Annotated in this window: 28 protein-coding genes; 2 read left to right on the plus strand and 26 right to left on the minus strand. The window is 55.8% G+C overall.

The window, feature by feature from the left end:
- Nucleotides 1–12: 12 nt before the first annotated feature.
- The 3 genes from A2V21_303600 to A2V21_303610 form a co-directional block, all read right to left on the minus strand.
- On the minus strand, nucleotides 13–1,569 hold the full coding sequence (locus tag A2V21_303600; protein OIJ73427.1) for an NAD(P) transhydrogenase subunit alpha: 1,557 nt from the start codon (nucleotides 1,567–1,569) through the stop codon (nucleotides 13–15).
- Between the two features lie 176 nt (nucleotides 1,570–1,745).
- Complete coding sequence (locus A2V21_303605) at nucleotides 1,746–2,480, minus strand: hypothetical protein (protein ID OIJ73428.1); 735 nt, start codon at nucleotides 2,478–2,480, stop codon at nucleotides 1,746–1,748.
- Nucleotides 2,481–2,490: 10 nt separating this feature from the next.
- On the minus strand, nucleotides 2,491–3,036 hold the full coding sequence (locus tag A2V21_303610; protein ID OIJ73429.1) for a hypothetical protein: 546 nt from the start codon (nucleotides 3,034–3,036) through the stop codon (nucleotides 2,491–2,493).
- 185 nt (nucleotides 3,037–3,221) lie between these two features.
- On the opposite strand from A2V21_303610, the gene A2V21_303615 reads away from it, so the two are divergent.
- Nucleotides 3,222–3,422 (plus strand): hypothetical protein, encoded by a 201-nt coding sequence (locus tag A2V21_303615; protein ID OIJ73430.1) that lies wholly within the window; start codon nucleotides 3,222–3,224, stop codon nucleotides 3,420–3,422.
- A complete protein-coding gene (locus A2V21_303620) occupies nucleotides 3,419–3,868 on the plus strand; it encodes a hypothetical protein (protein OIJ73431.1) in 450 nt (149 codons plus the stop codon). Before A2V21_303615 ends, A2V21_303620 begins: the two co-directional genes overlap by 4 nt.
- Here A2V21_303620 and A2V21_303625 read toward each other — a convergent pair.
- From A2V21_303625 to A2V21_303735, 23 genes are all read right to left on the minus strand, one after another.
- Nucleotides 3,865–4,737, minus strand: a complete 873-nt coding sequence (locus tag A2V21_303625; protein ID OIJ73432.1) for a 5,10-methylenetetrahydrofolate reductase — start codon at nucleotides 4,735–4,737, stop codon at nucleotides 3,865–3,867. The genes A2V21_303620 and A2V21_303625 overlap by 4 nt on opposite strands.
- Nucleotides 4,738–4,795: 58 nt before the next feature.
- Nucleotides 4,796–5,485: a phosphoribosylformylglycinamidine synthase I gene (locus A2V21_303630; GenBank protein OIJ73433.1), complete on the minus strand. Its 690-nt coding sequence runs from the start codon at nucleotides 5,483–5,485 to the stop codon at nucleotides 4,796–4,798.
- A gap of 234 nt (nucleotides 5,486–5,719) precedes the next feature.
- Nucleotides 5,720–5,959, minus strand: a complete 240-nt coding sequence (locus A2V21_303635; protein OIJ73434.1) for a phosphoribosylformylglycinamidine synthase — start codon at nucleotides 5,957–5,959, stop codon at nucleotides 5,720–5,722.
- Nucleotides 5,956–6,666: a phosphoribosylaminoimidazolesuccinocarboxamide synthase gene (locus A2V21_303640; GenBank protein ID OIJ73435.1), complete on the minus strand. Its 711-nt coding sequence runs from the start codon at nucleotides 6,664–6,666 to the stop codon at nucleotides 5,956–5,958. The genes A2V21_303635 and A2V21_303640 overlap by 4 nt, the downstream gene beginning before the upstream one ends.
- Nucleotides 6,667–6,682: 16 nt before the next feature.
- Complete coding sequence (locus tag A2V21_303645; protein ID OIJ73436.1) at nucleotides 6,683–7,594, minus strand: restriction endonuclease; 912 nt, start codon at nucleotides 7,592–7,594, stop codon at nucleotides 6,683–6,685.
- A complete protein-coding gene (locus tag A2V21_303650) occupies nucleotides 7,581–8,891 on the minus strand; it encodes an adenylosuccinate lyase (protein OIJ73437.1) in 1,311 nt (436 codons plus the stop codon). Before A2V21_303650 ends, A2V21_303645 begins: the two co-directional genes overlap by 14 nt.
- A gap of 308 nt (nucleotides 8,892–9,199) precedes the next feature.
- A complete protein-coding gene (locus A2V21_303655; GenBank protein OIJ73438.1) occupies nucleotides 9,200–9,838 on the minus strand; it encodes a hypothetical protein in 639 nt (212 codons plus the stop codon).
- 4 nt (nucleotides 9,839–9,842) lie between these two features.
- On the minus strand, nucleotides 9,843–11,195 hold the full coding sequence (locus A2V21_303660; protein ID OIJ73439.1) for a V-type ATP synthase subunit B: 1,353 nt from the start codon (nucleotides 11,193–11,195) through the stop codon (nucleotides 9,843–9,845).
- Between the two features lie 36 nt (nucleotides 11,196–11,231).
- Nucleotides 11,232–12,986, minus strand: coding sequence for a V-type ATP synthase subunit A (locus A2V21_303665; protein OIJ73440.1), 1,755 nt, complete (start codon nucleotides 12,984–12,986; stop codon nucleotides 11,232–11,234).
- A 6-nt stretch (nucleotides 12,987–12,992) separates the two neighbouring features.
- Entirely contained in the window at nucleotides 12,993–13,322 is a 330-nt protein-coding gene (locus A2V21_303670) for a hypothetical protein (GenBank protein OIJ73441.1), read from the minus strand.
- Between the two features lies 1 nt (nucleotide 13,323).
- Entirely contained in the window at nucleotides 13,324–14,409 is a 1,086-nt protein-coding gene (locus tag A2V21_303675) for a hypothetical protein (protein OIJ73442.1), read from the minus strand.
- A 36-nt stretch (nucleotides 14,410–14,445) separates the two neighbouring features.
- Entirely contained in the window at nucleotides 14,446–15,024 is a 579-nt protein-coding gene (locus A2V21_303680) for a hypothetical protein (GenBank protein ID OIJ73443.1), read from the minus strand.
- Nucleotides 15,025–15,028: 4 nt separating this feature from the next.
- The gene (locus A2V21_303685) at nucleotides 15,029–15,241 is read right to left on the minus strand and encodes an ATPase (protein ID OIJ75037.1); all 213 of its coding nucleotides are present in this window, start codon (nucleotides 15,239–15,241) and stop codon (nucleotides 15,029–15,031) included.
- Between the two features lie 36 nt (nucleotides 15,242–15,277).
- A complete protein-coding gene (locus A2V21_303690; GenBank protein ID OIJ73444.1) occupies nucleotides 15,278–17,164 on the minus strand; it encodes a hypothetical protein in 1,887 nt (628 codons plus the stop codon).
- The gene (locus tag A2V21_303695; protein OIJ73445.1) at nucleotides 17,161–17,490 is read right to left on the minus strand and encodes a hypothetical protein; all 330 of its coding nucleotides are present in this window, start codon (nucleotides 17,488–17,490) and stop codon (nucleotides 17,161–17,163) included. The genes A2V21_303690 and A2V21_303695 overlap by 4 nt, the downstream gene beginning before the upstream one ends.
- Nucleotides 17,491–17,557: 67 nt before the next feature.
- Nucleotides 17,558–17,986 (minus strand): hypothetical protein, encoded by a 429-nt coding sequence (locus A2V21_303700; GenBank protein ID OIJ73446.1) that lies wholly within the window; start codon nucleotides 17,984–17,986, stop codon nucleotides 17,558–17,560.
- A 17-nt stretch (nucleotides 17,987–18,003) separates the two neighbouring features.
- A complete protein-coding gene (locus A2V21_303705) occupies nucleotides 18,004–19,590 on the minus strand; it encodes a citramalate synthase (GenBank protein OIJ73447.1) in 1,587 nt (528 codons plus the stop codon).
- Nucleotides 19,591–19,718: 128 nt separating this feature from the next.
- The gene (locus tag A2V21_303710; GenBank protein OIJ73448.1) at nucleotides 19,719–20,960 is read right to left on the minus strand and encodes an aspartate kinase; all 1,242 of its coding nucleotides are present in this window, start codon (nucleotides 20,958–20,960) and stop codon (nucleotides 19,719–19,721) included.
- A 109-nt stretch (nucleotides 20,961–21,069) separates the two neighbouring features.
- Nucleotides 21,070–22,461 carry a dihydrolipoyl dehydrogenase gene (locus tag A2V21_303715; GenBank protein OIJ75038.1) on the minus strand — a complete coding sequence of 464 codons (1,392 nt, stop codon included), beginning with the start codon at nucleotides 22,459–22,461 and terminating at the stop codon, nucleotides 21,070–21,072.
- A 51-nt stretch (nucleotides 22,462–22,512) separates the two neighbouring features.
- On the minus strand, nucleotides 22,513–22,953 hold the full coding sequence (locus A2V21_303720) for a tRNA (adenosine(37)-N6)-threonylcarbamoyltransferase complex ATPase subunit type 1 TsaE (protein ID OIJ73449.1): 441 nt from the start codon (nucleotides 22,951–22,953) through the stop codon (nucleotides 22,513–22,515).
- Entirely contained in the window at nucleotides 22,954–24,504 is a 1,551-nt protein-coding gene (locus tag A2V21_303725) for a hypothetical protein (protein OIJ73450.1), read from the minus strand.
- Nucleotides 24,501–24,851 (minus strand): holo-[acyl-carrier-protein] synthase, encoded by a 351-nt coding sequence (locus tag A2V21_303730; protein ID OIJ73451.1) that lies wholly within the window; start codon nucleotides 24,849–24,851, stop codon nucleotides 24,501–24,503. The genes A2V21_303725 and A2V21_303730 overlap by 4 nt, the downstream gene beginning before the upstream one ends.
- A 179-nt stretch (nucleotides 24,852–25,030) precedes the next feature.
- Complete coding sequence (locus A2V21_303735; GenBank protein ID OIJ73452.1) at nucleotides 25,031–25,753, minus strand: pyridoxine 5'-phosphate synthase; 723 nt, start codon at nucleotides 25,751–25,753, stop codon at nucleotides 25,031–25,033.
- Between the last annotated feature and the right edge of the window lie 27 nt (nucleotides 25,754–25,780).

The raw sequence follows: 25,780 nt of genomic DNA on the forward strand, positions 1-25,780 counted from the left end.
TGTCATTCCCTTTTATTTGCTGAACATGCGCAGCATGCGCTGAGTCACAAGAAAACCGCCTGCGATATTGACCGAAGCGATAAGTATGGCAAGCCCGGCCAACACCATAATAAACGTGGTCGGCGCGGCGACCTGCAAGATAGCCCCGATGACGATGATGCCGCTTATGGCGTTCGTCACGCTCATGAGCGGGGTGTGCAGCGCTGGCGTCACATTCCATATCACCTGATATCCCACGAAACAGGCCAGAACAAATACGGTAAAGTGCGCCATAAACGCGGGCGGCGCAACCGCCCCCAGTCCGAGCAGGAGCAGCGCTCCCACAACCAGCGCAACCGCGGTCTTCACGCCTGATGAGGCGGCTGGTTTTTCCGGCTCTTTGACCACCGGCGGAGCGGCTGTCGCAAGTTTTTTCGGGCCGGAGAGCTTGGGCGCGGGAGGCGGCCATGTTATAGCGCCCTCTTTGATGACCGTGGCGCCGCGTATCACCTCATCCTCCATATTTATATCGATGGTCCCGTCTTTCTTTGGAGAGAGCTCTTCGGTAAGCCGTAAAAGGTTCGTGGCATAGAGCTGGCTTGCCTGCCTCGAGAGACGGCTGGGCAGGTCAGTGTAGCCGATTATCGTCACGCCGTATTTCACCACCACTTTTCCCGGCTCGGTGAGGGCACAGTTCCCGCCTTGCTCAGAGGCAAGGTCGACGATCACGCTCCCCGGTTTCATGCTTTCGACCATGCCCTCGAGAATAAGCTTTGGCGCTGGTTTGCCAGGGATAAGCGCCGTGGTGATGATTATGTCGACCTCCATCGCCTGGCGGGCGAAAAGCTCCATCTCCGCCTTGATGAACTCAGGGCTCATCACCTTGGCGTATCCGCCCTCGCCGCTTCCATCTTCCTTGAAGTCAAGCTCAAGGAATTCCGCGCCCATGCTCTTGACCTGGTCCTTGACTTCGGGACGGGTGTCAAATGCCCTGACAATGGCGCCCAGACCGTTGGCAGCGCCGAGCGCCGCGAGACCCGCCACTCCGGCGCCGATCACCATAACCTTGGCAGGCGGGACCTTTCCCGCTGCGGTTATCTGGCCCGTAAAAAAACGGCCGAAGTGGTGCGCCGCCTCTATCACCGCGCGATAACCGGCGATATTGGCCATTGAGCTCAACGCATCGAGTTTTTGAGCGCGCGAGACACGCGGGACGCTGTCCATGGCGATCACGTTTACTTTTCTGTCCGCCAAACGCCCCATCAACGTGGAGTTCTGGCCTGGCCAGATGAAGCTTACGAGCGTCGCCCCTTCTTTCAGGAGGCTGACCTCATCAACAGCCAGCTCAGGGTGGGTCTCCGGGGCCCTGACCTTGAAAATTATGTCGGAGGACGCCCACAGCGTCTTTGCGTCGGCTATGACCTCAACGCCTGCTTCCCGATAGGCTTCGTCGGAAAAGTTGGCGGCTGCGCCAGCGCCGGACTCGACGGCAACGGTAAAACCGAGTTTTTGCAGCTTTTCGGCCACATCAGGCGTTGTAGCAACGCGCTTTTCCCCTTCGTGTATCTCTCTGGGTATACCTATCCTCATCTCAAAACCCCTTTTGAGCCGTGTATTTCAAAGTTCTTCAATTCAGAAGAAATCGGGCAAACAAATACCATCATGCATTATCCTTGTCAATAATTTTATTTTCGTATAACTCTCCAAAGGCCGGGAATGAAGCTCTGCAATATAACTACAGCTAACAAAAGGAAGTAAGATACATTTTATTCCAGCCTGGAAGGCGAATCGATGAGTATCTCAGGCCTGCCCCTGTATTCTGTTATTATGCCTGTTATGGCGACCTCCCTGCCCTTGAAGGCGTGGAGGTCTATGCCCCTTCTCTCGAACTCGGGAAGCGCCCTCGGCAGCACGACAGCCCTGAAGGCGTCAGGGCCGCCGAAATCAAGGTACCAGCTGTTGCCGAAATGGATGACGTCTTGAACCACACCCTTGAGCTTCACCATCCGCCCGATGTGCAGCCATGCCTCGTCGGAGCGGATAGTGGGCACGCCGGCCTGGGCTGCCGGCCCCCAGACACCCAGCTTCCTTGACCTGGCCTCTGACTCGGCCAACTCGAATTGCCTGGCCGTAACTAACCCGCAAGGCGGTATCATAAGGGCCCTTCCAAGCCCTTCCCTCAGAAGGGTCTCGTTAACGAGCGCTCCGTCGGAATAGACCCAGGCGAGCACCCTGCCGTACTTATCCCTTTGCTCCATACCGCAGACCGAGACACGCACAGGCTTGCCGAGCACAAGCACCATGTTCCTTACCCTGGCCTCAAGATAAAAGGGTTCGTTCACCTCAGGTGTGTCAACACCTATATATCTTACCTTTTCACCGTTAAGGAGCACGATGGTGTCGCCGTCGATGACCTCGCGCACCGTGTAAGTGCCGGATGCCATCGATAACGCCGTGGAAGGAAGGAGCAGGAGGGCTATAAGGAATATTATCAAGGGCATGGGTACGGAGCTACCATTTCTCCCTGAACTCATGCACTTTCTTTACAAGAACGGATATCTCTTCCCTTATCATCGGACAGTCAGCCTTTTCTTTTTCAAGCTCTCTGACCATCCCCTCAAGGCTTGCGAGCACTGTGCTGTTGAGGCGGCTGTATTCAACGCTCATGTCATCGAACCTTGACAGGAACGAGTTCAGATAGTTGATGAAGTTTTTGATGTGCAGGTCGTCCTGGTTCCTGACCGAGAGCTTATTAAGCCGGTTCCCGGCAACGATAAGCTTCATCTCGTATTCCAGGCGCTTGAACGGCCCGACAAGGCGGTGTGTGAAGAAAACGGCAAGGAGGATCACGATAAAGACATAGCCTAAGATAAGGAGCACCCCGAGCGCCGGGGTGTCCATGCCGTAGTAGCTTATGAGGGCAGAAGAGACCGTCTGAAGGAAGATGCCGGCCAGGAGCGCCAGCACTACGATGAGGGCTATCGAGAATTGCAGCTCCCGGGCCGCGAAATGCCTCTGCTTTATTATCCTGGATTTCAGGGAGCCGTCCTTAGCCATAGCTTTCCCTATCAAAGCAGCCGGATTGTGATTCTCTCTGCGCCGTTCAAAAAGCGGAAACAACTCTCGAATATTTTATAACTTAGCATAAAACAGGCCTTCATGGAACATAAATTCTTGACTATGCCCGGAGGCGCGATTAAGATATAGTCAATACACAAAAGACGAAGGCAGGGCGCTTTTCAATGAAAGAGAAGATAGTAAAAATAGAAAAAGGAAAAGAGGGGGTAACCCTGCCTGAAGAATATCTTAGGTTCCTCGAGCTGATCCCCGGCGCCGAGGTCGAGGTCCGGCTCGACAAGAAGAAGAAGTGGATAATAATCCGCCCCATGCACGGCGAGGACTTCCTCGAGCACTTCAAGGACACCATGGAATCGATGGCATGAAGATATACAGGCTCCCCCAGCTCGCCGACTCTGCCCAGGACGGAACATACCTTTTAGGACCCCATGAGCTGCACTCCAGGGCCATCTACATGGTCTACGGGAAGCTCCGTCCGGGAGAGACCCCGAAGAAGCTGGCCCCGGAAAACGGGACCGAGGCGATAATATTCGTCCTCAAGGGCAACATGAAGACCAAAACAGGCAAGACTGCCGTATCTGTCGGCCCTGGCGAGGCATTTCATCTGAAGGGCCCTGATATCTATTATCTGGAGAGCGCTGGCGCGGAGGAGGCCGTCTATATCGAGGCCGGTGGAAACGTTGTGGCGGGCTTCGAGCCCATGGCAATAAAGCCGCCCGAAGTTCCTCAAGCTGAACCGGCCCCTCAAAAGGCCGCCCAGGAAGAGCCCGAATTCATCATCACAAGGGAAGCCGGAGACGAGGGCTCTTAAGCGCCCTCGATGATATTGACCACGCTCTCTTCCTGCCCTATCGCCATTATGTGAGCGCCGTGGCTGAAGCCCTTCAGTTCCCTTACCTGCCTTGAAGCTATCTCGATACCCTTTTTAAGCTGGTCTGGCGCCGCCTCGATCTCGTCGATAAGGCCTTGAGGCACGGTAACCCCCGGCACGTTGTTATTAAGATAATGGGCCATCTTGGCTGATTTCAAAAGGAGTATACCGCCAAGCACCTTCGCGCCGGTCTTCTCCGCCTTCTCAAAGAACCTCTTGAACCTGTCCATGTCGAATATGGCCTGGGTCTGGAAAAAGGTGGCGCCTGAAGCCAGCTTCTTCTCGAACTTTATCTCCTCCGGCTCCCATGGGTCGGCCTCAGGCGCGACCACGGCGCCGATATAGAAGCCCGTCTTCCCGCGAAGCTCGGTCTCTTTCATGTTCCTGCCCTGGTTCAGGGTATTTATGACGCCGACGAGCTGGACGGAATCGATGTCGAATACCGCCTTCGCCTCCCTGTGGTCGCCGAAGGCGACGTGGTCTCCGGTAAGCGCGAGCACGTTTTTGACCCCGAGGACCCATGCGCCCAGGATATCGGACTGGATCGCAAGCCTGTTCCTGTCCCTGCACGTGACCTGGAAGACAGGGTCTATCCCCTCGTTCAAAAGGAGCACAGAGCACGCAAGAGACGACAGGCGCATGACCGCCCTCTGGTTGTCTGTAACGTTTGCCGCGGCTACCTTGCCGCGGAGCAGCCTCGCTTTCTCTATGAACGAGGCTACGTCAGTGCCCCTGGGCGGGCATATCTCCGCGGTTATAACGAACCTTCCTGATTCCAGCTCATCCCTTAGGCGCAAGTTGACTTCCATTTTTTATTTTCCGGTTGATTGGTTGTTTGTCAGGCGCTGACAGGCTTAAGATCGGCGTCTATTTCATGATCCCTAGAATAGACTCGAAAACTCCCCTGCCGTCAAGCGAGCCAAGCTCGCCCTCGCAGGCCCTCTCCGGGTGCGGCATCATGCCGAGGACGTTGCCACGCTCGTTGAGTATACCAGCGATATTGGAGAGAGCGCCATTGGGGTTGGCGTCAGCCGTAGCGAGCCCCTCAGGGGTAGAGTACCTGAAGGCGACCCTGCCCTCGCCTTCGAGCCTCTTAATGGTCTCTTCATCTGCGTAGTAGTTGCCGTCGGCATGGGCTATCGGTATGTCCACGACCTCGCCCTTGCCGTAGGCCCTTGTGAAGGGCGAGCCAGTATTTTCTACCTTCAAATGGACGTGGCTGCAGATGAACTTGAGTCCCTTGTTGCGCATGAGCACGCCGGGCAGGAGCCCGGCCTCGGTGAGTATCTGGAAGCCGTTGCAGATGCCGAGCACGAGCCCGCCCCTTCCTGCGAAGGCCTTTACCTCGTTCATGACCGGTGACGAGCTGGCTATGGCCCCCGTCCTCAGGTAATCTCCGTAGGAGAAGCCTCCTGGCAGTATCACGCAGTCAAGGCCCTTCAGGCTCGTTGACTTGTGCCAAACGTACTCGGCCTCCTGGCCGAACACGTGCTTTACCGCGTGGTAGCAGTCATGGTCGCAGTTTGAACCTGGGAATACGATGATGCCGAATTTCACCGAAGCACCTTCTTATTTTATTCTCACCCTCCCCTCAATCCCCTCCCGTCAAGGGAGGGGAAGCTGCCAGGAGAATTGGTATTTATTGAGCTGCGTTCTAAAAAATCAGGTTTTTTTTCTGAGGTCAAGGAATGGTGGAAATAAAAAGCGCAGCATATGTATTCTATATGTGAGCATTTTTATTTTCGCCCTGACACAGAGATCAGGAAAAATAACAATTTTTAGAAGTAGCCTTTATTCTATCTCTATCCTGTAGTTCTCGATGACGGTATTGGCGAGGAGCCTTTCGCACATCTCCTTCAGGCGCTTCTCCTCCGCCTCCCTTGAAGCCCCGTCAAGCTCAAGCTCCATGAACTTTCCGACCCTTACGTCTTTTACCTCGCCGAACTCCATGGATTTCAGCGCGCCCATCACGGCCTTGCCCTGCGGGTCGAGAACGCCCTTTTTAAGTGTCACGTAGACCTTTGCCCTCATATCTTCTCCGTTACCTTCCTCAGGACCTCCTGGTAGGCCTCTTCGACCTTGCCCAAGTCCCTCCTGAACCTGTCCTTGTCCATCTTCTCGCGGGTAACCTTGTCCCAGAGCCTGCAGCCGTCAGGGGTTATCTCATCTCCCAGGAGTACCTCTCCGTTGTGCTCGCCGAACTCGAGCTTGAAGTCAACCAGTATTATACCCCTCTTGTCGAAAAACTCCGAGAGGATTTCGTTTATCCTGAGGGCAAGCTCGGACATCCGCTTAAGTTCCTTGTCGGTTGCGAAGCCGAAGGCCCTGGCGTGGTACTCGTTTATCATGGGGTCGCCAAGCGGGTCGCTCTTGTAGAAGAACTCGACTATCGGCTCTTTTAACGGCGCGCCCTCTTCCATCCCAAGCCTCTTGGCAAGGCTCCCGGCGACAAGGTTCCTCACGACGACCTCTACAGGGATGATGCGGAGCTTTTTGACGACCATCTCCCTGTCGCTCGGCTGGTCTACGAAGTGTGTCTTTATGCCGTTTGACTCGATGAGCCTGAATATGGCGGAGGATATCTTATTGTTGAATATGCCCTTCTTCTCTATTATGCCCTTCTTCTTGCCGTCAAAGGCCGTGGCCTCGTCCTTGAAATACTGGATGAGGAGGTCCGGGTTGTCTGTCGTATAAAGGACCTTTGCCTTGCCCTCGTATATCTTATCGCGCTTTTCCATTGAAGCCCTCCCAAACCTATTCTTCCGAAAAATAATCAGAATCTATTTTTTTAACTTCATAGGATGCGATTCTGGAAACACCGACATCATAATCAATCATATGCTGAGCAAGTGTTTCGCCATCAATAAGGACTATTTTGTTTTCAATTCTGGAAGCATAATCTTCCGCTTCTTTTGAAAAATTCGAAGTTGTGATGAAAACACCTTTTTTTGCCCTAAATCCCTGAAGTGCACCTGCAAATTTTTGAATTTCAGGACGTCCAACCGTACTATCCCACCTTTTGGCCTGCAAATATATTGCATCAAGACCTAGCTTGTCCTCTTTTATTATTCCATCAATCCCGCCATCGCCGCTTTTCCCTACGGCACTGCCGGCATCCTTTCTGGAGCCGCCGTAACCCATCTTAACGAGCAATTCCACAACAATCCTCTCAAAAAAACCAGGAGAGCTGCTTTTAATTCTTGTCAAAAGGTCGGAAGCCAAATCCTGTCTGATTTTTTGATAGCTATATTCAAATATTTCTTCCGGGGTCTGCTCTTCAGTTTCGATCCCCGTGTCAGTATTTTCTTTTATTTTCTTTACTGCAAAGTACCCCGATTCAAAAAAATCAGGAAACTGTTTGAGAAATTTTACATTTATATATGTGGGATTTTGGCTGAGTACTTTTAAGCCTCTGTCCGTTATCTTACAATAGCCCCTTTTTGTATATTCGATCAAACCAGCTTTCTTAAGATAGGAACGCGCCCACCCCACCCTGTTAGCAAACACACCTTGCTGTCCGCTTGGCAATAACTCGTTCAATTCCATTTCGGATAAATGGAATTGAGCTGCAAGATGTTCTCTTGCTTCGTTAATTGTATGCTCGTTTTTATCCCCAGCATACATTAAGAACGGCAGCATTATGCTTTGAAAATCAGGAATCGCCATTCTTTTTCCCGAAAGTCCTCGCAAATATGTAATCCACCTGCTTCAAATACGGCTTTATGTCAAAGCAGGAGTCTATTTCCTTTACCGTGAGATAGTTCATCACCTCGGCGTCGTCTATAAGGAGCGACCTGAAGTCTCCAAGCCCCTCCCAGACCTTCATCGCGTTCCTCTGGACTATCGCGTATGCCTCTTCCCTCGTGGTGCCTTTGTCGACGAGCTTCAAGAGAACCTTCTGCGAGAAGACCACGCCTTTCAACTTATCCATGTTCTCGAGCATGTTCTGCGGGTATACCACGAGGTCCCTGATGAGGCCGGTCGCCCTCGTCAACATGAAATCGACAAGTATGGTGGCGTCCGGCGCAATGACCCTTTCTACCGACGAATGGCTTATGTCCCTTTCGTGCCAGAGCGGGATGTTCTCAAGGGCGCTCACCGAGTAGCCTCGCACCAGCCTGGCCAGGCCCGTAAGGTTCTCGGATAGTATCGGGTTTCTCTTGTGAGGCATGGCGGAAGATCCCTTCTGCCCCTTTGTAAAAGGCTCTTCTGCCTCAAGGACCTCGGTCCTCTGGAGGTGCCTTATCTCCACCGCGAACTTCTCAATGGACGAAGCTATGAGGGCAAGGGTCGTGAAGTACTCGGCGTGCCTGTCCCTGTGCACGACCTGGGTCGCCACGGATTCGGCCTTAAGGCCGAGCTTCTTCAACACGAACTTCTCTACCCTCGGGTCTATCTGCGAGAAGGTGCCTACGGCCCCGGAGAGCTTGCCGTATGAGATAGTCTCTTTCGCCCTCTCCATCCGGGCAAGGTTCCTGCCCATCTCGTCGTACCAGAGGGCCATCTTGAGGCCGAATGTCATGGGCTCGGCGTGTATGCCATGAGAGCGGCCCATCGTGGGGGTGTTCTTGTGCTCAAAGGCCTTCTTCTCAAGGGCCGCCCTCAGGCCCTTTATATCCTCTATTATGAGATCCGCCGCCTCACGGAGAAGTAGCGCAAGCGAGGTGTCGAGTATATCTGAAGATGTGAGGCCCATGTGTATGAAGCGGGAATCGGGGCCCACGAACTCGGCAACTGAAGTGAGAAACGCTATGACGTCGTGCTTTACCGTCCTTTCTATCTCGTCTATGCGCGCGACGTTGAAGTCGGCCTTCCTTACGATGGTCTTAAGCGAGTTCGCGGGGATCTTGCCGAGCCTCTCCCACGCCTCGCACGCGGCGATCTCTACTTCAAGCCACTTCCTGAACCGGTTCTCCGGCTCCCAGATGCGCCCCATTTCCTTACGCGTATATCTCTCTATCACCTTGGATGTCCTTCAGCGGATTAGATTAAAAAAATAATATACCAGAAGGGAACGCCCCAATACAAGAGGGATATTTCCGAATGATTTCATAGGGAAAGGCGGATTGTGGCGGGTTGCACGAAAGTAATCGCTATCATCAAAGGATTTGATTTAACAGGTTGCTGAACATCTCGGATTTTATTCAGGCTGCTCTAAAAACCATATGCGAGGCTATTCTCGCCGTTTGATGAATGAAGGCGTACCTGGATTGTACGCCGCAGTAGCCGGCTTCTGAAGCCAACGGAGCAGATGGACTTTTTTCATGCCTGTCAAGCCTCCTCTGCCTGCCTCTTGGCCTTGTTCCTCTTAAGCCTGTAAACCTCCTCCCTCTCCCGCTCCTCAAGCACTCGCTCTATGTACTTTATCCTGCCTTTGATAGAGGGGAGTATCACCTCGGTGATGGCGTTGATCTTGCGCGAATCGGACCTTATGACCTCTCCTATCCGCGTAAGCCTTATCTCGCGTGAGGCTATCTTTATGATAAGCTCGCAGGCGCCCTCGAACTCCTTGGCCACCTCTATCACATCTGCCCTTTCGCCGATCGGGGACAGGTCCCTGGCCTCAAGGGACCTCGTGAGCGCGGACTCTTCTATCTCCGGGACGAAGACCCCCCATATGCTCCGTGCCTTGATATCGAGGGGCACGCTCCTTTTGGCGGCATGCGCGAATGAGGCGACAGCCCCGGCGTCGATGGCCCTGGCGCGCTCAAGGTCCCTCTGTGCCTTTACAAGGAGCGAGTTCAGCTCATCGCGCATCCTTATCGACTCGTCGACGATGCCGAAGAACTCCTTCATGAGCGCCTCCCTCTTGCTCTTAAGGAGGTCGAGCCCTTTGCCTATGACGTCGTACCTGCGCCGGAGGGCCAGGAACTGCTCCCTCGTAGGCGCGCTCTTCTCAAGCAGCGCCATCCCTTTATTTCCTCCTTGCCACAGCCTCTCTTTCGGGTACCGACTTCAATAGCTCAAGGCCCAGGTCGAGCGTTTCATCTATCGTCCGGTCGGCCTCGCCCTGGCCCACGAACCTCTTCTCGAACTCGTCGGCGAAGGCAAGGTATTTCCTGTCGAGGTCGGAGAGCCCTTCTTCCCCGACTATCGTGACAAGCCTCCTTACGTCGATGCCCTTGGCATAGGCTGAATAGAGCTGGTCGGCTATGTTTCTGTGCCCGTCCCTTGTCCTGCCCTTGCCTATCCCCAGGTTCATGAGCCTGGAGAGGCACGGCAGCACGTCAACGGGCGGGTATATCCCCTTCCTGTGAAGAGTTCGGCTCAAGACTATCTGCCCTTCGGTGATATAGCCTGTGAGGTCGGGTATCGGGTGGGTGATGTCGTCGTCCGGCATGGTGAGTATAGGCATCAATGTGACCGAGCCCTTCCTACCCTTGAGCCTCCCGGCCCTCTCGTAAAGGGTGGCGAGGTCGGTATACATGTAGCCCGGGTAGCTCCTCCTGCCAGGTATCTCCTCCCTGGCGCTGCCTATCTCGCGGAGCGATTCGCAGTAAGAAGTCATGTCGGTAAGCACCACCATCACGTGAAAGTCTCGCTCAAAGGCAAGGTACTCGGCAACTGTCAAGGCTATCCTCGGGGTGAAGAGCCTTTCGATCGTGGGGTCGTTCACCTGGTTTATGAAGGCTATAGTGCGCTCGAACGCCCCGGCCTCCTGCAAGGACCTTCTGAAGAAAAAGCTCTCCCTTGAGGTTATGCCCATGGCGCCGAGTATCACGGCGAAATCCGCCGCCTCCGATACCTTCGCCTGCCTCACTATCTGAAGCGCCAGCTCCTTGGCAGGGAGTCCCGCCCCTGAGAATATCGGCAGCTTCTGGCCCCTCACGAGGGTATTGAGCCCGTCTATGGCAGAGATGCCTGTCTGCACGAAGAAGTCCGGCTTCTCCCTTGAGGCCGGATTCATGGGAAGGCCGTTTATGTCCTTATACTCGTCAGGGACTATGGGGGGAAGGCCGTCTATGGGCTCGCCGAAGCCGTTAAGGACCCTGCCGAAAAGGTCCATCGATACGCCTATCTTCGCGGTCTCGCCTGTGGGGAGCACGCTTGAGGCGTCAGAGTCTATCCCGGAGGTCCCCTCCAGTACCTGGACTATGGCGCTCGTGCCCATAAGCTGAAGTATCTGCCCGGTGCGCCTGTCGCCTTCAGGCAGTTCGATAGAGCACATCTCTCCCAGGCTTCCGCCCCGCATCCTGTCCACGAATATGAGCGGGCCGGAGATGGACTTGAGCGTCTGGTAGCGCCTTGTAATGAGGTCTATTGACATACAGCCTCGCCTCTCCCATTTGGAAGATAAGCCTTATTACTTCTCTTCCAGCATGCTGAACTCGTTTTCTATCTCACCTATGATGGCGAGCGCCTTTTTCGAGAATCCCTCGTTCGGCTCGTCCTTCATCCGGGCTATCCTTCCCTTTACCGGGTTCTCGAGTATGGTCTCGATGTAGACCCCGCGTTTGAGAGCGGCTTCCGCGCTCTCGAAGTATGTGAATATGGCCTTCAGCATCCAGTACTGCTTCTCATACGTGTTGAAGGCGTCTATGTCGCTAAAGGCGCTCTGCTTGAGAAATGACTCGGTAGCTATGTTTGCCGCTTCAAGGGTAAGCCTGTCGGACTCCTGCAGCGCCTCGACCCCGATTATCTGTATTATGTCCTTTAGCTCGGTCTGCCTCTGCAGGAGCATATAGAGCCTGCCCCTCAGCCTTACCATGTCATCCGCCACCTCCCTTGCGAACCAGTCATTGAGCTCGGCCTGATAGAGGCTGAAGCTTGCCAGCCAATTGACCGCCGGGAAGTGCCTCCTGTAGGCGAGGTCCGGGTCGAGCGCCCATAGCGCGCCGGCGAACCTTAGCGACGCCTGGGTCACAGGCTCGGAGAAATCCCCGCCAGGCGGCGAAACGGCGCTTATGACGGTCACGGAGCCGGTCCTCTCATCAGAGCCCAGGCACCTGACCTTCCCGGAACGCTCGTAGAACATGCCGAGCTGGGTGGCGAGATAGGGCGGAAAGCCTTCCTCTCCAGGCATCTCTTCCAGACGCGACGATATCTCCCTTAGAGCCTCGGCCCACCTTGAGATGGAGTCAGCGAGCATCGCAACGCTGTAGCCCATGTCCCTGAAGTACTCGGCTATGGTTATGCCGGTAAATATCGAGGCCTCCCTCGCCGCAACCGGCATATTGGATGTGTTGACGACTATCACCGTGCGAAGGCTTAGCGACAGGCCTGACGTCGGGTCCTTGAGCTTCGGAAAATCCGTCAGTATCTCGGACATCTCATTTCCGCGCTCCCCGCAGCCCACGTAGATGACGATATCCGTCCGCGAGAACTTGGCTATCGTCTGCTCAACAACTGTCTTTCCGGTGCCGAAGCCTCCGGGGACGATAGCCGTGCCGCCGTCCGCCACCGGCAAGAGGGTGTCGAAGACCCGCTGCCCGGTGATGAAAGGCTCGCGTGGAGGGAGCTTGGCCTTGAAGGGCCTCGGTCTCCTCACAGGCCATTCCTGGAAAAGCTCTATGAACTTCCCGTTCTCAAGGAGGCATATATATTCCGCCCCCGATACCTTATCCTTTTTTATCTCCTTTATTACACCGCTCACACCGGGCGGGACCATTATGCTGTGCGTTATGCGCTCCGTCTCCTGCACGGTGCCGAGGACGTCGCCTTCAGCCACATGGTCGCCTTCTTTCTTTAAAGGCGTGAAATCCCACTTTCTGTCAATATCGAGCGCCTCGACCTTTACGCCTCTCGTGATGAAGCCACCGGCAGCCTCCATTATCTTGTCAAGCGGCCTCTGTATGCCGTCGAATATGCCGGTAAGCAGCCCCGGCCCAAGTGTTACGCTCAAGGGTATCCCGTAGCTTATGACCTCCTCGCCGACAGAGATGCCACTGGTGTCCTCATAGACCTGCAGCGTGACAAGCTCTTCCTTTATGCGGATTATCTCGCCCAGGAGGCCGAGCCTGCCCACAAGGCAGACCGTGTTCATGACCGCGCCTGTCATGCCCTTTACGACGACCGTAGGGCCTGCCACCCCGTGTATCGTTCCCCTTGTCTCTTTCATGCCCCTCTATCTCTTGAGCTTGATCTGGTAGCCGATAGCCCTCCTTATGAGCCTCACCACAGGAGATTCCGCCGCTTCCATCTCGCCCCACTTCCTCGGAAGGTTAATAGGTATTATTATGGGAAGCCCCTTTTTCCGGAGGCGCTTCATGACAAGCTCCGGGACCTTCTCCATGAGCGTTTCCTCCATGGCAACAAGGCCGTACCTGCCCCCCGACTGTATGCCAAGGAGCAGACCTGAGATATCTGAGGTCTCATCTACCTCAAGGGTATCGACCCCGGCGCATTTGAAACCGGCTGAAGCCCCAGGGGCGGTTATCACGAGAAAATCGGCCATGCTACACCGGATATATGAGGAGCCTTCTTACTTCGTCATCGGGCATTCGGAAAGACTTCGCCAGTCCTATGAGCCTCAGGTTCTTCGCCTCCCTCGCCAACTTGTAGATGAAAGAGGCCGCCAGCGCGATAGAGAGCGGGTCTACGTTCGCCAGCTTCGAAAGCCTCTTTTGAAGAGCGTCATCGAAGGCCTCTTCGGTCAGGCCAAGGTCCCCGGGGTCGGCGTTGTCGAGCGCCCCCCTCATCCATACATCGGTCACCCTCTTCCTCAAGGCCTCTAAAAGCCCTGCCCTGTCATTCAGCCCGGCCATACTGATGAAATCGCCTTTCCTTAACGCTATCCCGCCCTCGACGAAAAAATCCCCGGCCCCCTCTGCCGTATATCCCTCGTCAACGGCCTTGAACAGGGTAAGGATGTTCATCAGGTCTATCCTCATGGACATCCATCGCCTCATTATCCCGGCGTCGGCCCCCTTTCCTTCTCCAAGGGTCGACATGATCGACTCGTTCGCCTGCCTGTCGAGCGCTATCTCCATCTCTGTTATCCTGCCGTCCCTCTGAAAGGCCGGAATGCCTTTCTTCAAAGGCCTGGAATAAGGGCTCCCCCATGTATCGAGGAAGCGTATGAGGTCAGGCACGTCCCGCGAGGTAAGGAGCATCTTCAGGGCGGCTGTGTCGAGCTCGCCAGCCGGGATGAGCACATCCCCGACATCATCCCTTTTAACCCCTCTCGCTATCCCCCTGATAATGGTCTTGAGGTCAAAGACCTCCAATACCGAGAATACCGCCTTAAGGAGCGGCCTCGCGCCTTCCGGGGCTATCTTCCACAGAAGCTCGAAGGTCTTCGAAAGCCTTGACCGCAGCGCGTTTGAGAGCACCTCTTCCTTATTTTCGGATTTAGCCGAGGCAAGCTCTACATCAGGGCCGTATCCCGTTGAACGGAGCCTGTCCACGACAGAGTCCAGCCCCTCGGCATGCAGGAGCGCCTCATAATCGGGACCCCTGAGAAGCGCGCCCCTTAAACCCCGCACCCTCGCGTTAAAATAGCTTAAGTCCGCCGGGGCCGGGTATTTCAATATCTTTCTCATGCTCACTGGCCGCTTAGCCTTTTTCCCATTTAATCCCTACATCACCTCGTTAAAAAGCATCTCGTTCAAGGCAGGAACCATCTTCTTTCTGCCCCTTTCAAGCCTTGCCTCAACCGTGTTCTCAAACCTGACCCTCCCGTCCCCCGACGTGAAGACCACCCCTGCTTTCACCTTCTCGTCAGGCAATACGTTACCTTCCGCGCTTAAGCGGCCGATATCCGCCGGGTTCACGTAGACTACAGGCGCCTCGCCATGAAGACCCTTCTCCCAAGCGCTTAAAAGCTCGTCATAGAAGCCGTTCAAGAGCCTTGAATACTCCTGTTCCGGCAGACTCGTGAGCCTTTTTACGGCCTCGTCAAGGGCCCGCCCGACAAGCTCCAGCCTGACGCCGAGCTTCAGCCCTGAGGCCTTTGTCCTCGCGGCGTTAAGCCTGGCGGCCCGTTCCTGTTTGAGCCTGCCTGTTAGCTCAAAGAGGCGTTCTTCCCTCTCGCGCTCCGCCTCTTCCCTTGCCTTCTGCAAAGAGGCTGCAGCTGCCTCCCGGGCCTCTTCGAGTATCCTTCCTGCCTGGGCCCGGGCGTCTTCCTCAAGGGCCTCCATCAACTGGTCATCAGGCATAACGCTACCCGCTTATGATGAGGTAGGCCATGACGAAACCAAGCAGCACCATGGTCTCCGGTATGGCGATGAGGATTATGACGATGCCGGCAAGCTCCGGCTTTTCCGCCACTGTGCCTGCCCCGGCCGCCCCGATCCTGCTCTGCGCCAATCCGGTAGCCAGGGCAGGCAAGCCGATGGCTATCGCCGCCGCGATAGCGATGAGTCCATTTTCCATAAGCACCCCCTTTTCCTTTATTCCAGACATTCTTACCTATCGCTTCCTGAAAGGCCTGTACCTCCTCCCCCCACCCTCGTAGAACTTGCTGAAGAACTCGACGTACTGAAGCCTCATCGACTGTATCGAGGGGCTTAATATGCTCAAGAGCAGGTTTAAGGAGTGTATGAGCCCCGCCACTATAACGCCCAGGACCAGGCTCTCCGCCATGGAGCCCATCCTGTTCGCTACGAGCGCCATCACGACAGAGGCCGTGCCTACAGCCATGATACGGACGTATGAGACGATATGCCCGAGCGACTCGATAAACTCTATCGGAGCGAGCAAGCCTTCGAGCACGACGAATATGATGAATGACAGGACCATCATAGTACCGCCGTAATAAAGAAACTCCCTGGGCACATAGCCGAAGATGGCGCCCAGAAGGACAAGAGACGAGGTAACGAGCACGAAATAAGAAAGCCTTGCGCCAGCCGAGCTGAATTCCCGCCTCAATAACCTGCTTATGAAGCTCAGGATGATGCCAAGCAGCACCTGCCCGACCCCTATTCCAAGAGTTATGTAGATCATTGTCTTCAATGCCTCTATCCTGTTGAACAGTACAGGGTGCAACAGGCCGAGCCTTTCCCCAAGGTCGCCGAAGAACTCGCCGAAGAGAAAGCCGAAGAGAATGGCCGAGATGCTGCTTATGGCTATGACATAGGCCATGTCAGCCAATATCCGGCGCCCCGGCTTACTCGTGAGCCTCCGTAAATAGAGCGCGAGGGCGAGTATCAGTAGGCCGTAGCCCATATCTGCCACTATAAGGCCGAAGAAAAGCGGGAAGAAGAACGCGACATACGGGGTGGGATCGACTGAGCCGTACCTGGGCGGAGACAGAGCTGCGAGAAATACCTCAAAAGGGCGTATGATCGAGGGGTTCTTTATGTATACCGGAACCGATCCCAGATCTTTCCTGCCTACCTCGAGGCGCCTTATCCTTACCCTTCCGCCAAACAGACCACTGAACCTTATTTTGAGCCCGGCATAATTTTCCGCTGGCACCCAGCCCTCTATTATGTAGGCGAACCTGGTGGCGGCCGCATAGGAGAGAGCCCCGAACTCGTCAAGGGCATCCTCGACGGCCATCAAGGCCCCCGCTATGATGCCATACCACTGGGATGAGAGGGCCGAAAGCTCCCTGTCGATATCACGTATGCGCCCGGGTATCTCGGCCTTGCGCTTTCCCATGAGCTTCAAGGCCTCTATAAGGGGCATCTCCTCATACTCGTCCGGCAGACGGACCTCGGTTATGGCCTTGCCCGTAAGGAGCGATTTTACCTCAGGGGCGAAGTGCTTCTGGTAGGCGAGTACCACCCCGATGGTCTCGGCCTCTATCTCGCGGGCGTGTATCTGGTAGGCGCCACCGGTAATCCTCGATACCTCCGCCCCGAGTAGCCCCGCGATGTCCTCCCTCGTCTTCTGCAAGGTAAGGCCGACTATCTCGAAGTTCTTTAACCCTCCAAGCCTTGTAACGACAGGGGCGAAGCCGCGGAGCAGCCTTGCATACCTGGTCACGACCGAAAACTCCTCGGTGAGGGCGTCCTTGCCTGCCCTCAAATACCTTGCCATCTCCTCGATGGGCTCGAGATCGCCCATGTGCCTCGGTATCTCTTCAGCCGCCACAGCCACCGGCTTAAAGGATGGCGGAGGAGCGAGAAGGCCGCTCAAGCCCTTGAGCCTGTCGGCGGCCCTCTCAAGCTCCTCTTTCTCCTTGAGCTTTTCAGCCTCTATGGGCAATTTCATCAAAAAATCGCTTTTACGCAGCTCGTCCTCCGGTAATGTCTCTATATGGACCACCGCGGCCTCGTGGAGCGCCTTTATAGAGGCGTCAAGGAGCGTCTTTGGACCTATTATCTGCACCTTGAGCATCTTCTTTATCACCTGAGCACCCCTTTGGGAGATTTGAGAAAACGCACGACCTCGGAGACCGCTTTCTCAATGTTCCTATCTCCCTTCCCGCGAAGCTCCCCCGCCTCCTTCTCCCCCTCCTCCACGATCATCATGGCCTCTTTCCCGGCTGCCTCACTACCGGCCGCTTCGAGGCTGCGGGCCTCCTCCTCGGTCTCCTTCCTCCTCGACTCCTTCAATTCGCGGGCAGACCTCAAGGCCTCCTCCCTTATCCTGGAAGCCTCTTTCCTGGCTTCGTTTATAAGGGCCTCCATCTCCTCTTCCCTGGCTCTAAGCTCTGCGAGGATATCTTCTGGCATAATCACCCTGATTCTTAAAAAGAAACCGTAACTGCTTGAAAATAAAAGAATATTCCTTAGGAGAGACCTACCTGGAAGGCTGACCTGACCCGTCTGCTGAAGGCCCCGCTACTACAAGGCCCCGAATCTTCTCCAATTTTACTTTACCAACCCACTTGACCTCTGTCAAATCGTCGACCCTTCTGAAGCCATTGAGTTCGGCCCTTTTTTCGACTATCCTCCGGGCTGTCTTCTCGCCTATGCCTGGCAACAGCATAAGGTCTTCGACGGTGGCCCGGTTTATATCAAGAGGGAATACCGGGAGGATGTTTTTTGGCTGAGCCATAGCCTGCCCATCCGGAAGGGCGGAAGGAGATGGAGTTGTTGGCGATGGTTTTTCCTGATCTATCGACGGGTTATAGGCTTTTTTTGAGAAATGGCCTGAGTAGCTTATGAGAAAAGCGGAAAGGAGTACGGCTGAGACGAGGAGAAAGGCCGGGTAGCGCTTGTCTCTCATGGATGCCCCTCCGGGCTTTAAGAGCGAGGCTTTCGTTTTTTCTTTTTACTGTCCTTAAAGAGTTTGTACTCGAGGCTGTCGACAATGGCCTGCCAGCTCGCCTCGATGACGTTCTCGGAGACCCCGACGGTCCCCCATTTATCGGTCTTGTCGCCTGATTCCACAAGCACGCGCACCCTGGCCTTGGTGCCCTGCATGCCCGCGAGCACCCGCACCTTGAAGTCCAGCAGCTCTACCTCGCTTAGCGACGGATAGAAGCGTTCAAGCGCCTTTCTCAACGCCTTGTCGAGGGCGTTCACCGGGCCGTTGCCTTCGGCGGCCGTGTGCTCGACGACCCCGTTTACCTCAAGCTTTATGGTAGCCTCGGAATGCGGGGCCTCGTCCTCGTTTTTCTTCTCGTCGATGACGCGGAAATCGAGGAGCTTGAAGTACCTCTGTTTCTTCTTGAGTGCCTTCTGGATGAGGAGCTCGAAGGACGCTTCAGCCCCTTCGTACTGGAAGCCCTGGTGCTCGAGCACCTTAAGCTCTGAGAGTACGTCTTTCACTACATCCGAGGCGCTGCCGATGTCGACCCCGTACTCCTGCGCCTTGTATACGATATTGGACCTGCCTGAGAGGTCGGAGACCAGCACCCGCTGGCGGTTCCCGACAAGCTCCGGACTCAAGTGCTCGTAGGTGGCCGGGTTCTTGAGGACCGCGCTCACGTGGATGCCGGCCTTGTGTGCGAAGGCGCTGTCCCCCACATAAGGCTGGTGCTTCATGTGCGGCAGGTTCGCCAGCTCGTTTATGAACCTCGCGGTGCCCCTTAGCTTTTTAAGCCGCTCAAAGCTAATGCACTCAAGGCCCATCTTGACCTTCAAGGCCGGGATTATCGAGCAGAGGTTGGCGTTGCCGCACCTCTCGCCGAATCCGTTTACGGTGCCCTGCACCATCGACGCGCCCTCCCTTACGGCTGAAAGGGTATTCGCCACAGCGGTCTCGGAGTCGTTATGGGCATGGATGCCGAGCCGGGCGGAGGTATTCATCCGCACCTCCCTTGTTATCTCCGCCACATCAAAGGGCAGAGTGCCGCCGTTCGTGTCGCAGAGCACCAGGAAAGACGCGCCGGCTTCTTCCGCGGCCTTTAGCGTCTTAAGGGCATACGCCGGGTCGTCCTTATAGGCATCGAAGAAGTGCTCGGCATCATAGAAGACCTCGCCGGTGCGTTTGTTAAGGTAGCTCACGGAGTCGAAGATCATATCGAGGTTCTCTTCAAGCGAGACCCTGATGGCCTTTAGTACGTGGAGCTTCCATGTCTTGCCGAATATGGTAACCGCGGGCGTACCGGCGGCAAGGAGCGCTTTGATATTGGCGTCGTCCTTCGCCTTTACTCCGGCCCTGCGCGTTGAGCCGAAGCTTACCATCCTGGAGCAGGAAAGCCTCTCCCTGCCGATAGATTTGAAGAACTCGATATCGCGCGGGTTGCTCCCGGGCCAGCCGCCCTCGATATAGTGCACGCCGAGGTCGTCGAGCGCGTTTGCTACCCGGACCTTGTCCTCGACAGAAAATGATATGTCCTCTGCCTGGGTCCCGTCGCGAAGCGTTGTGTCGTATAGAAGTATCATCTTATCAACCGTAAACCCTGTCAGTCATTTATCAGGATATTGCCCGACGTTTCAAGTCTCGCAATTTGACAATCCGTCCATGGATTGATTAGCAGGCTGTTTTTCAACAACCTGCCATAATGCCGGTTTTAGACCCCTGCCTCTTCAACGACCTCGCTATTGCCGAGGCCGAAGGACTCGTGAAGGACCCTCACCGCCAATTCCGTGTACTTGACGTCCACCACGACCGATATCTTTATCTCGGAGGTGGATATCATCTGTATGTTGATGCCCTCGGCGGACATGACATCGAACATCCTCGACGCGACTCCGGCGTGGCTCCGCATGCCGGCGCCGACGATAGATACCTTGGCTATGTTCGGGTCGCCTACGACGTCCTTTGCCTCTATCTGCCCGGCGGTCTCCTCCACGAGCTTCAAGGCCCGCTTGAAGTCCTCCTTCGATACCGTGAAGGTCAGGTCTGTATGGGCGTCCTGGCTTATGTTCTGCACTATCATGTCGACGTTTATGCCAGCCTCCGTAAGGGGGCGGAAGAGCTTCGCGGCTATACCCGGCCTGTCAGGCACCCTCAGGACCGATATCTTGGCCTCGTTCTTGTTATAGGTGATGCCTGAGACCATTACCTTTTCCATTTCCCTGTCCTCCTTGCACACGATGGTACCCTCGGTGTCGTTGAACGAAGACCTCACCATAAGGGGGACCTCGTATTTCTTCGCGAACTCGACCGACCTTGTCTGCAGGACCTTGGCCCCGAGGCTTGCCATCTCGAGCATCTCGTCGTAGGAGACGCGCCTGAGCTTCCTCGCCTCCTGGCAGATGTTAGGGTCGGTGGTATAGACGCCGTCCACGTCAGTATATATCTCGCAGAGATCGGCCTTGAGCGCCGCGGCCAGGGCTACGGCTGTAGTATCCGACCCGCCCCTGCCGAGAGTGGTTATATTGCCCTCCGAATCCACCCCCTGGAAGCCAGCGACGACCACGATAGCGCCGTTTGCCAGCGCTTCCCTCATGCGCCTGTCGTCAATGGATTCGATCCTCGCGGAGCCGAACCGGGAGTCGGTAACTATCGGCACCTGGTGGCCCATGAAGCTCTTTGCCTTGCGCCCCATCTCCTTCAATACAATGGAAAGGAGCCCTATGGTGACCTGCTCGCCTGTTGAGATGACCACGTCGTACTCCCTGCCAACGGGGAACTCGCTCGCCTCGTTGCACAGGCCCACGAGCTTATTGGTCTCGCCAGACATCGCCGATAGGACCACGACCACCTGGTTGCCTTCGTCGCAGGTCCTGGCGACCCTTTTCGCCACGTTCTTTATGCGTTCGATATCGCCGACCGATGTCCCGCCGTATTTCTGGACTATCAAAGCCATAAAAAAATCCTTTCAACATGTTTCTGAAACGCTTCTGACCATTCCAGGCTGGAATATCATGGCCGATGGCCATAAACATAGAGATTCTTCGCTGCGCTCAGAATGACACCTACCTCTTTCTCCCTATCTTGTGTATCGCCATGCCGTGCACGTCCTCTGCCGCCTCCATTACCATCTCCGGCAGAGTGGGGTGCGCGTGTACGGTCTCCGTCAACTCCTTTACGGTAACCCCCGCCTTCATCGCGACCGCGACCTCGCCTATAAGGTCGGTCGCGTGCGCGCCTACGATAGAGCAGCCGAGCACCTTGTCTGTGCCCGGGTCGGCAAGCATCTGCACGAACCCTTCGGTCTCTCCCATGCCGAGAGCCTTTCCGCTCGCCGCGTAAGGGAACCTGCCGATAGATACGGGTATGCCCTTTTCTTCCGCCTCTTTTTCGCGAAGCCCTACGCTTGCTATCTCAGGGTCGGTGAATATCCCCGCTGGTATCACCGAGTAGTCCATCCTCGCGTTCTTCCCAAGGGCGTTATTTGCCGCCACTATGCCCTGGCTGGAGGCGACATGCGCAAGGAGCATCTTGCCCGTGACGTCGCCTATGGCGAAAACTCCTTTTACGTTCGTCTCCATCCGCTCGTCAACGGCTACGCGCCCCTTCTCGACCTTTACCCCGGCCGCGTCGAGCCCTATCCCGGCTGAATTGAAGGAACGGCCGATGGAAACAAGCACCTTTTCGGTTATGAACTCACGGCCGTCCTTGAGAGTGGTCTTGACATGGCCGTTCTCCGGGACGACAGATTCGACCTGGACCTCCGTAAGGACGCTTACGCCCGTCTCCTTGAATTTCTTTACAATAACCCTTCCGACCATCTTGTCCTCGGTCGAAAGGATGCTGGGAAGGAGCTCTACTATCATGACGCGGCTCCCGAAGGATGAAAAGAGGGTCGCGAACTCGCAGCCCATGACGCCGCCGCCGATGATCAAAAGGGATTCGGGGACCTTCTTGAGGTCGAGCATCTCGGTCGACGTAAGCACGTGCACGCCGTCGATGTTGAACGCCGGTATCATGGCGGGCTCTGAGCCCGTGGCTATGATTATAGATTTGGCGGCGACGGTCTCGGCATCCTCTCCGTTAGAGACCCTCACCTTGACAGCGGACTCTAAAAAGCCGTCGCCCTTTATGACCTCGACCTTGTTGCCCTTCAAGAGCTGCTCTATGCCGCCGACGAGCTTCTTTACTATCCCGTCCTTTCTCTCGACAGCCCTGGCGAGGTCAAAGCTGACCTCTCCCACGTTAACGCCGAACTCGGAGGCGCGCTTCGCGCTCTCTATCGTCCTGGCCGAATAATAGAGCGCCTTGGTCGGGATGCAGCCCCTGTTGAGGCAGGTCCCGCCTATCTTGTTCCTCTCTATGATGGCTGTCCTGGCCCCAAGCTGCGCGGCCCTTATCGCCGCCACATAGCCACCGGGGCCCGCGCCGATGACCACGCAATCGAACTCTTTCACTTTGAGATCCCCCTGCACATTAGTAATCTTTTTTATATCACAGGCTTTCTACTATTTTCCAGCCCCTTTAATCCGTACCTCGATCTCCCTTTCGCCCTCGCTTACGTACCTGAACCGGACGCTTATCCTGCACTCCCGTATAAGCCACGGGGTCCTGTCGGCCCATTCTATGACAGATACGCCCTTGCCGTAGACGTACTCGTCGAGGCCGGCGGCGTGGAAATCCTCCGGCCGGTGTATCCTGTAGAGGTCGATATGGTAAAGAGGCAGCCTGCCGCCCTCGTATATGTTGATTATCGTAAAGCTCGGGCTTTTGACAAAGCCCTTTGAGCCGAGGCCGCGCGCGATCCCCCTTACGAAGCGGGTCTTGCCGCCGCCGAGCTCTCCAAGGAGGGCAACACAGTCCCCTTCCCTGAACTTCCCTGAAAGCTCCTCTCCAAGGCGCTCGGTCTCCTCAGGGGTGGTAGACATGTATGTGAAGGACTCTTCCATTCAGGCTTCGAACGGGATAAAGGAGTTAATAAGGCGGGGTATCTCGTCGACGAGGTCGGTTGCCATCATGCCAAGCTCTCCGTGCTTCCTTTTTACCTCGTCCCCCGCAAGGCCGTGTATATAGACCGCAGCCATGGCCGCCTCGATTGTCCCGTATCCCTGGGCAAGTAGCCCGCCGATCATGCCGGCGAGCACATCCCCTGTGCCGGCCGTGGCAAGGCCCGGGTTGCCGGTCATGTTTATGTAGATATTGCCCAGGGGGTCAGCGATGACAGTGCCAGCGCCCTTTAAGACCACGGTGGCGCCGGTTAACTCAACGAGCTTCTGCGCCGCGCCTATCCTGTCTGATTGCACATCGGCGGTGCTGATCCCCAGGAGGCGGGCCATCTCCCCCGGGTGTGGGGTAAGCACCACCTTCGCGCCTGAGCCCTTGAGCGTTGCTATCCGTGGAGCGAAAGAATTAAGGCCATCGGCGTCGATAACAATCGGCACCCTTGCTTCCGAAACGAGCCTTTCCACGAGCCTTCTCAGCTCATCGCTATTACCGGCTCCAGGGCCGATGACGACAGCCGTTTTATTGGGCAGTATCGCCCGTATGGCCTCGAAAGAAAGCTCGCCGAGGGTCCTGTGAGACGTCTCAGGCAAGGCCTTGCTCATGACCTCGGTCGTCTTGACCTCGATGATATCGTTCAGGCTTTCCGGGACGCCAAGGGTAGCAAGCCCAGCGCCCGTCCTCATCGCCGATACCGCTGCCATGCATGCGGCGCCAGTCATACCGGGGGAGCCGGCGAGAAGAAGCACGTGGCCGTGGGTAGCCTTGTGGGACTCTGGCTTCCTGGGCCTGATTATCTTTCCTATATCTTCCCCTGTGATGAGGTTCCACTTTATCCCGGGGTCGTCTATTATCTCTGTCGGCACCCCGATATCCACGACCTCGACCCTGCCGGCGTACAACCTGCCTGGATACAGGAGGAGGCCGAGCTTTAGGATTGCCATTGTCGCTACCACATGGGCCTTTACGGCATAGCCGAGGACGGCCCCTGTGGTAGCGTCTATGCCGGATGGCATGTCAACGGCGATGGTCTTCTTATTGAGGCTGTTGATGAATGTTATCGCCTGGGCGTGGAGGCCGGAGACCTCTTGAGAGAGGCCGGTGCCGAATATGGCGTCGACTATGATGGAGGAATGGCTGACAGGAGATCCGACTGACCTCAGGTCATCTGACGAGAGAAGTTCGCGTACCTCGCCCCCCATCCTGACCCACGAGGCGGCGTTCGAGGCCGCATCCCCCTTTAGATCCGCGATACTACCGAGAGAATATACCGAGGGCTTGTACCCCCAGTTTCTGAGGTGCCTTGCCGCCACATAGCCGTCCCCGCCGTTATTTCCCTTTCCAGCGAAGATGGCTACGCGCGAAGGCGAGGCCTCTCTCTTAATGATTTCAGCCAGGCCCCTTCCGGCGTTCTCCATGAGCTGCAGCCCGGTGATGCCGTACTTCTCTATCGCGGTCCTGTCGGCATCGCGGATTGTCTGGGCATCGGCTATCTTCACGGGCAGACCTCTATTATGGTCTCGGCTATGCTCAGGTCCCCGTCATGAGATATCGACAGGTTGACCTTGAGGCCGCCGCCAAGCCCCCTTGCCATTATAGACGGCGCGCCGGAGCTATCCTTTACGACCTCGACCTCCCTGTACGGAAGCACCCTGCCAAGGGCCTTGAAGAAACTCACTTTCGCGGCGAAACGGGCTGAAAGATGACGCTCTGGACTCCTGTGCCTCATGCAGTAGGCGAGCTCACCGCCGGTAAAAAGGCGGGAAGTAAGCCTCTCGCCCCATCTGTCCATCGCCCTTTTGAACCTGGAGACCTCCAGGGCGTCTATGCCTATGCCGTGGATCACGCGTGCCCCTTAGCGGTTGTTAAAAAACACAGTTTCGTTCAGGCTGCTCTAAAAACCATATGCGAGGCCCCCATTAAACCGGGGAGCAAGGAATGAGGCGTACTTCTCTGGTACGCCGTAGTAGCCGGCTTTTCGAAGCCAACGACGCAGATGGACTTATTTCATGCCTGTTGGGCCTTCTATCTCGCCTCTATAATAAGCCGCTTCATCTCCCTTACCGCCTCCCCGATGCCGGTATATATGGAGCGGGCGATGATGCTGAAGCCGATGGCGAACTCGTCTATCTCTCTTATCGAGGCTACGGGGATGATATTGCCGTAATCAAGGCCGTGCCCGGCATGGGTCTTCAGTCCAAGCTTCCTTGAAAATATCGCCGAATCGTAAATCCTTTTAAGCTCGGAGTGCATGGCCGGCCCTTCCTTTGATTCGGCGTATGTCCCCGTATGAAGCTCAACCCCGTCAGAGCCTATCCTGTGGCACGCCTTTACCGCCTCTGGAGAAGGGTCGACAAAGAGGTTTACCCTGATCCCGGCGTCCTTAAGCTGCCCCACGAACCTCTTCAAGTGCTCCAGGTGCGTCTTCACGTCAAGGCCGCCCTCTGTGGTAAGCTCCTGCCTTTTTTCAGGCACCAGGGTCACCATGTCCGGTTTTATCTCAAGGGCCGATTCGAGCATCTCTTTGGTGGCGGCCATCTCAAGGTTCAATTCAGTCTTTACGGTCCGGCGCAAGACCTGCACGTCCCTGTCCTGTATGTGGCGCCTGTCCTCCCTCAAGTGGACGGTTATGCCGTCCGCCCCGGCAAGCTCCGCCAAAACGGCGGCTGAGACCGGGTCCGGTTCTGTAGCCAGGCGCGCCTGCCTGACGGTCGCCACATGATCTACGTTCACAGAAAGCTTCGCCATCTCAAAATAGTCCCTTCACGTATTTAT

Source organism: Deltaproteobacteria bacterium GWC2_55_46 (genome assembly GCA_001595385.3).
Lineage (GTDB): Bacteria > Desulfobacterota > GWC2-55-46 > GWC2-55-46 > GWC2-55-46 > UBA5799.

Excerpts from the sequence above, each read along its gene's own strand:
- A2V21_303600 (OIJ73427.1), bottom strand. The coding sequence starts at position 1,569 with ATGAGGATAGGTATACCCAGAGAGATACACGAAGGGGAAAAGCGCGTT.
- A2V21_303605 (OIJ73428.1), bottom strand. The coding sequence starts at position 2,480 with ATGCCCTTGATAATATTCCTTATAGCCCTCCTGCTCCTTCCTTCCACG.
- A2V21_303610 (OIJ73429.1), bottom strand. The coding sequence starts at position 3,036 with ATGGCTAAGGACGGCTCCCTGAAATCCAGGATAATAAAGCAGAGGCAT.
- A2V21_303615 (OIJ73430.1), top strand. The coding sequence starts at position 3,222 with ATGAAAGAGAAGATAGTAAAAATAGAAAAAGGAAAAGAGGGGGTAACC.
- A2V21_303620 (OIJ73431.1), top strand. The coding sequence starts at position 3,419 with ATGAAGATATACAGGCTCCCCCAGCTCGCCGACTCTGCCCAGGACGGA.
- A2V21_303625 (OIJ73432.1), bottom strand. The coding sequence starts at position 4,737 with ATGGAAGTCAACTTGCGCCTAAGGGATGAGCTGGAATCAGGAAGGTTC.
- A2V21_303635 (OIJ73434.1), bottom strand. The coding sequence starts at position 5,959 with ATGAGGGCAAAGGTCTACGTGACACTTAAAAAGGGCGTTCTCGACCCG.
- A2V21_303640 (OIJ73435.1), bottom strand. The coding sequence starts at position 6,666 with ATGGAAAAGCGCGATAAGATATACGAGGGCAAGGCAAAGGTCCTTTAT.
- A2V21_303645 (OIJ73436.1), bottom strand. The coding sequence starts at position 7,594 with ATGGCGATTCCTGATTTTCAAAGCATAATGCTGCCGTTCTTAATGTAT.
- A2V21_303655 (OIJ73438.1), bottom strand. The coding sequence starts at position 9,838 with ATGGCGCTGCTTGAGAAGAGCGCGCCTACGAGGGAGCAGTTCCTGGCC.
- A2V21_303660 (OIJ73439.1), bottom strand. The coding sequence starts at position 11,195 with ATGTCAATAGACCTCATTACAAGGCGCTACCAGACGCTCAAGTCCATC.
- A2V21_303665 (OIJ73440.1), bottom strand. The coding sequence starts at position 12,986 with ATGAAAGAGACAAGGGGAACGATACACGGGGTGGCAGGCCCTACGGTC.
- A2V21_303670 (OIJ73441.1), bottom strand. The coding sequence starts at position 13,322 with ATGGCCGATTTTCTCGTGATAACCGCCCCTGGGGCTTCAGCCGGTTTC.
- A2V21_303675 (OIJ73442.1), bottom strand. The coding sequence starts at position 14,409 with ATGAGAAAGATATTGAAATACCCGGCCCCGGCGGACTTAAGCTATTTT.
- A2V21_303680 (OIJ73443.1), bottom strand. The coding sequence starts at position 15,024 with ATGCCTGATGACCAGTTGATGGAGGCCCTTGAGGAAGACGCCCGGGCC.
- A2V21_303685 (OIJ75037.1), bottom strand. The coding sequence starts at position 15,241 with ATGGAAAATGGACTCATCGCTATCGCGGCGGCGATAGCCATCGGCTTG.
- A2V21_303695 (OIJ73445.1), bottom strand. The coding sequence starts at position 17,490 with ATGCCAGAAGATATCCTCGCAGAGCTTAGAGCCAGGGAAGAGGAGATG.
- A2V21_303700 (OIJ73446.1), bottom strand. The coding sequence starts at position 17,986 with ATGAGAGACAAGCGCTACCCGGCCTTTCTCCTCGTCTCAGCCGTACTC.
- A2V21_303705 (OIJ73447.1), bottom strand. The coding sequence starts at position 19,590 with ATGATACTTCTATACGACACAACGCTTCGCGACGGGACCCAGGCAGAG.
- A2V21_303710 (OIJ73448.1), bottom strand. The coding sequence starts at position 20,960 with ATGGCTTTGATAGTCCAGAAATACGGCGGGACATCGGTCGGCGATATC.
- A2V21_303720 (OIJ73449.1), bottom strand. The coding sequence starts at position 22,953 with ATGGAAGAGTCCTTCACATACATGTCTACCACCCCTGAGGAGACCGAG.
- A2V21_303735 (OIJ73452.1), bottom strand. The coding sequence starts at position 25,753 with ATGGCGAAGCTTTCTGTGAACGTAGATCATGTGGCGACCGTCAGGCAG.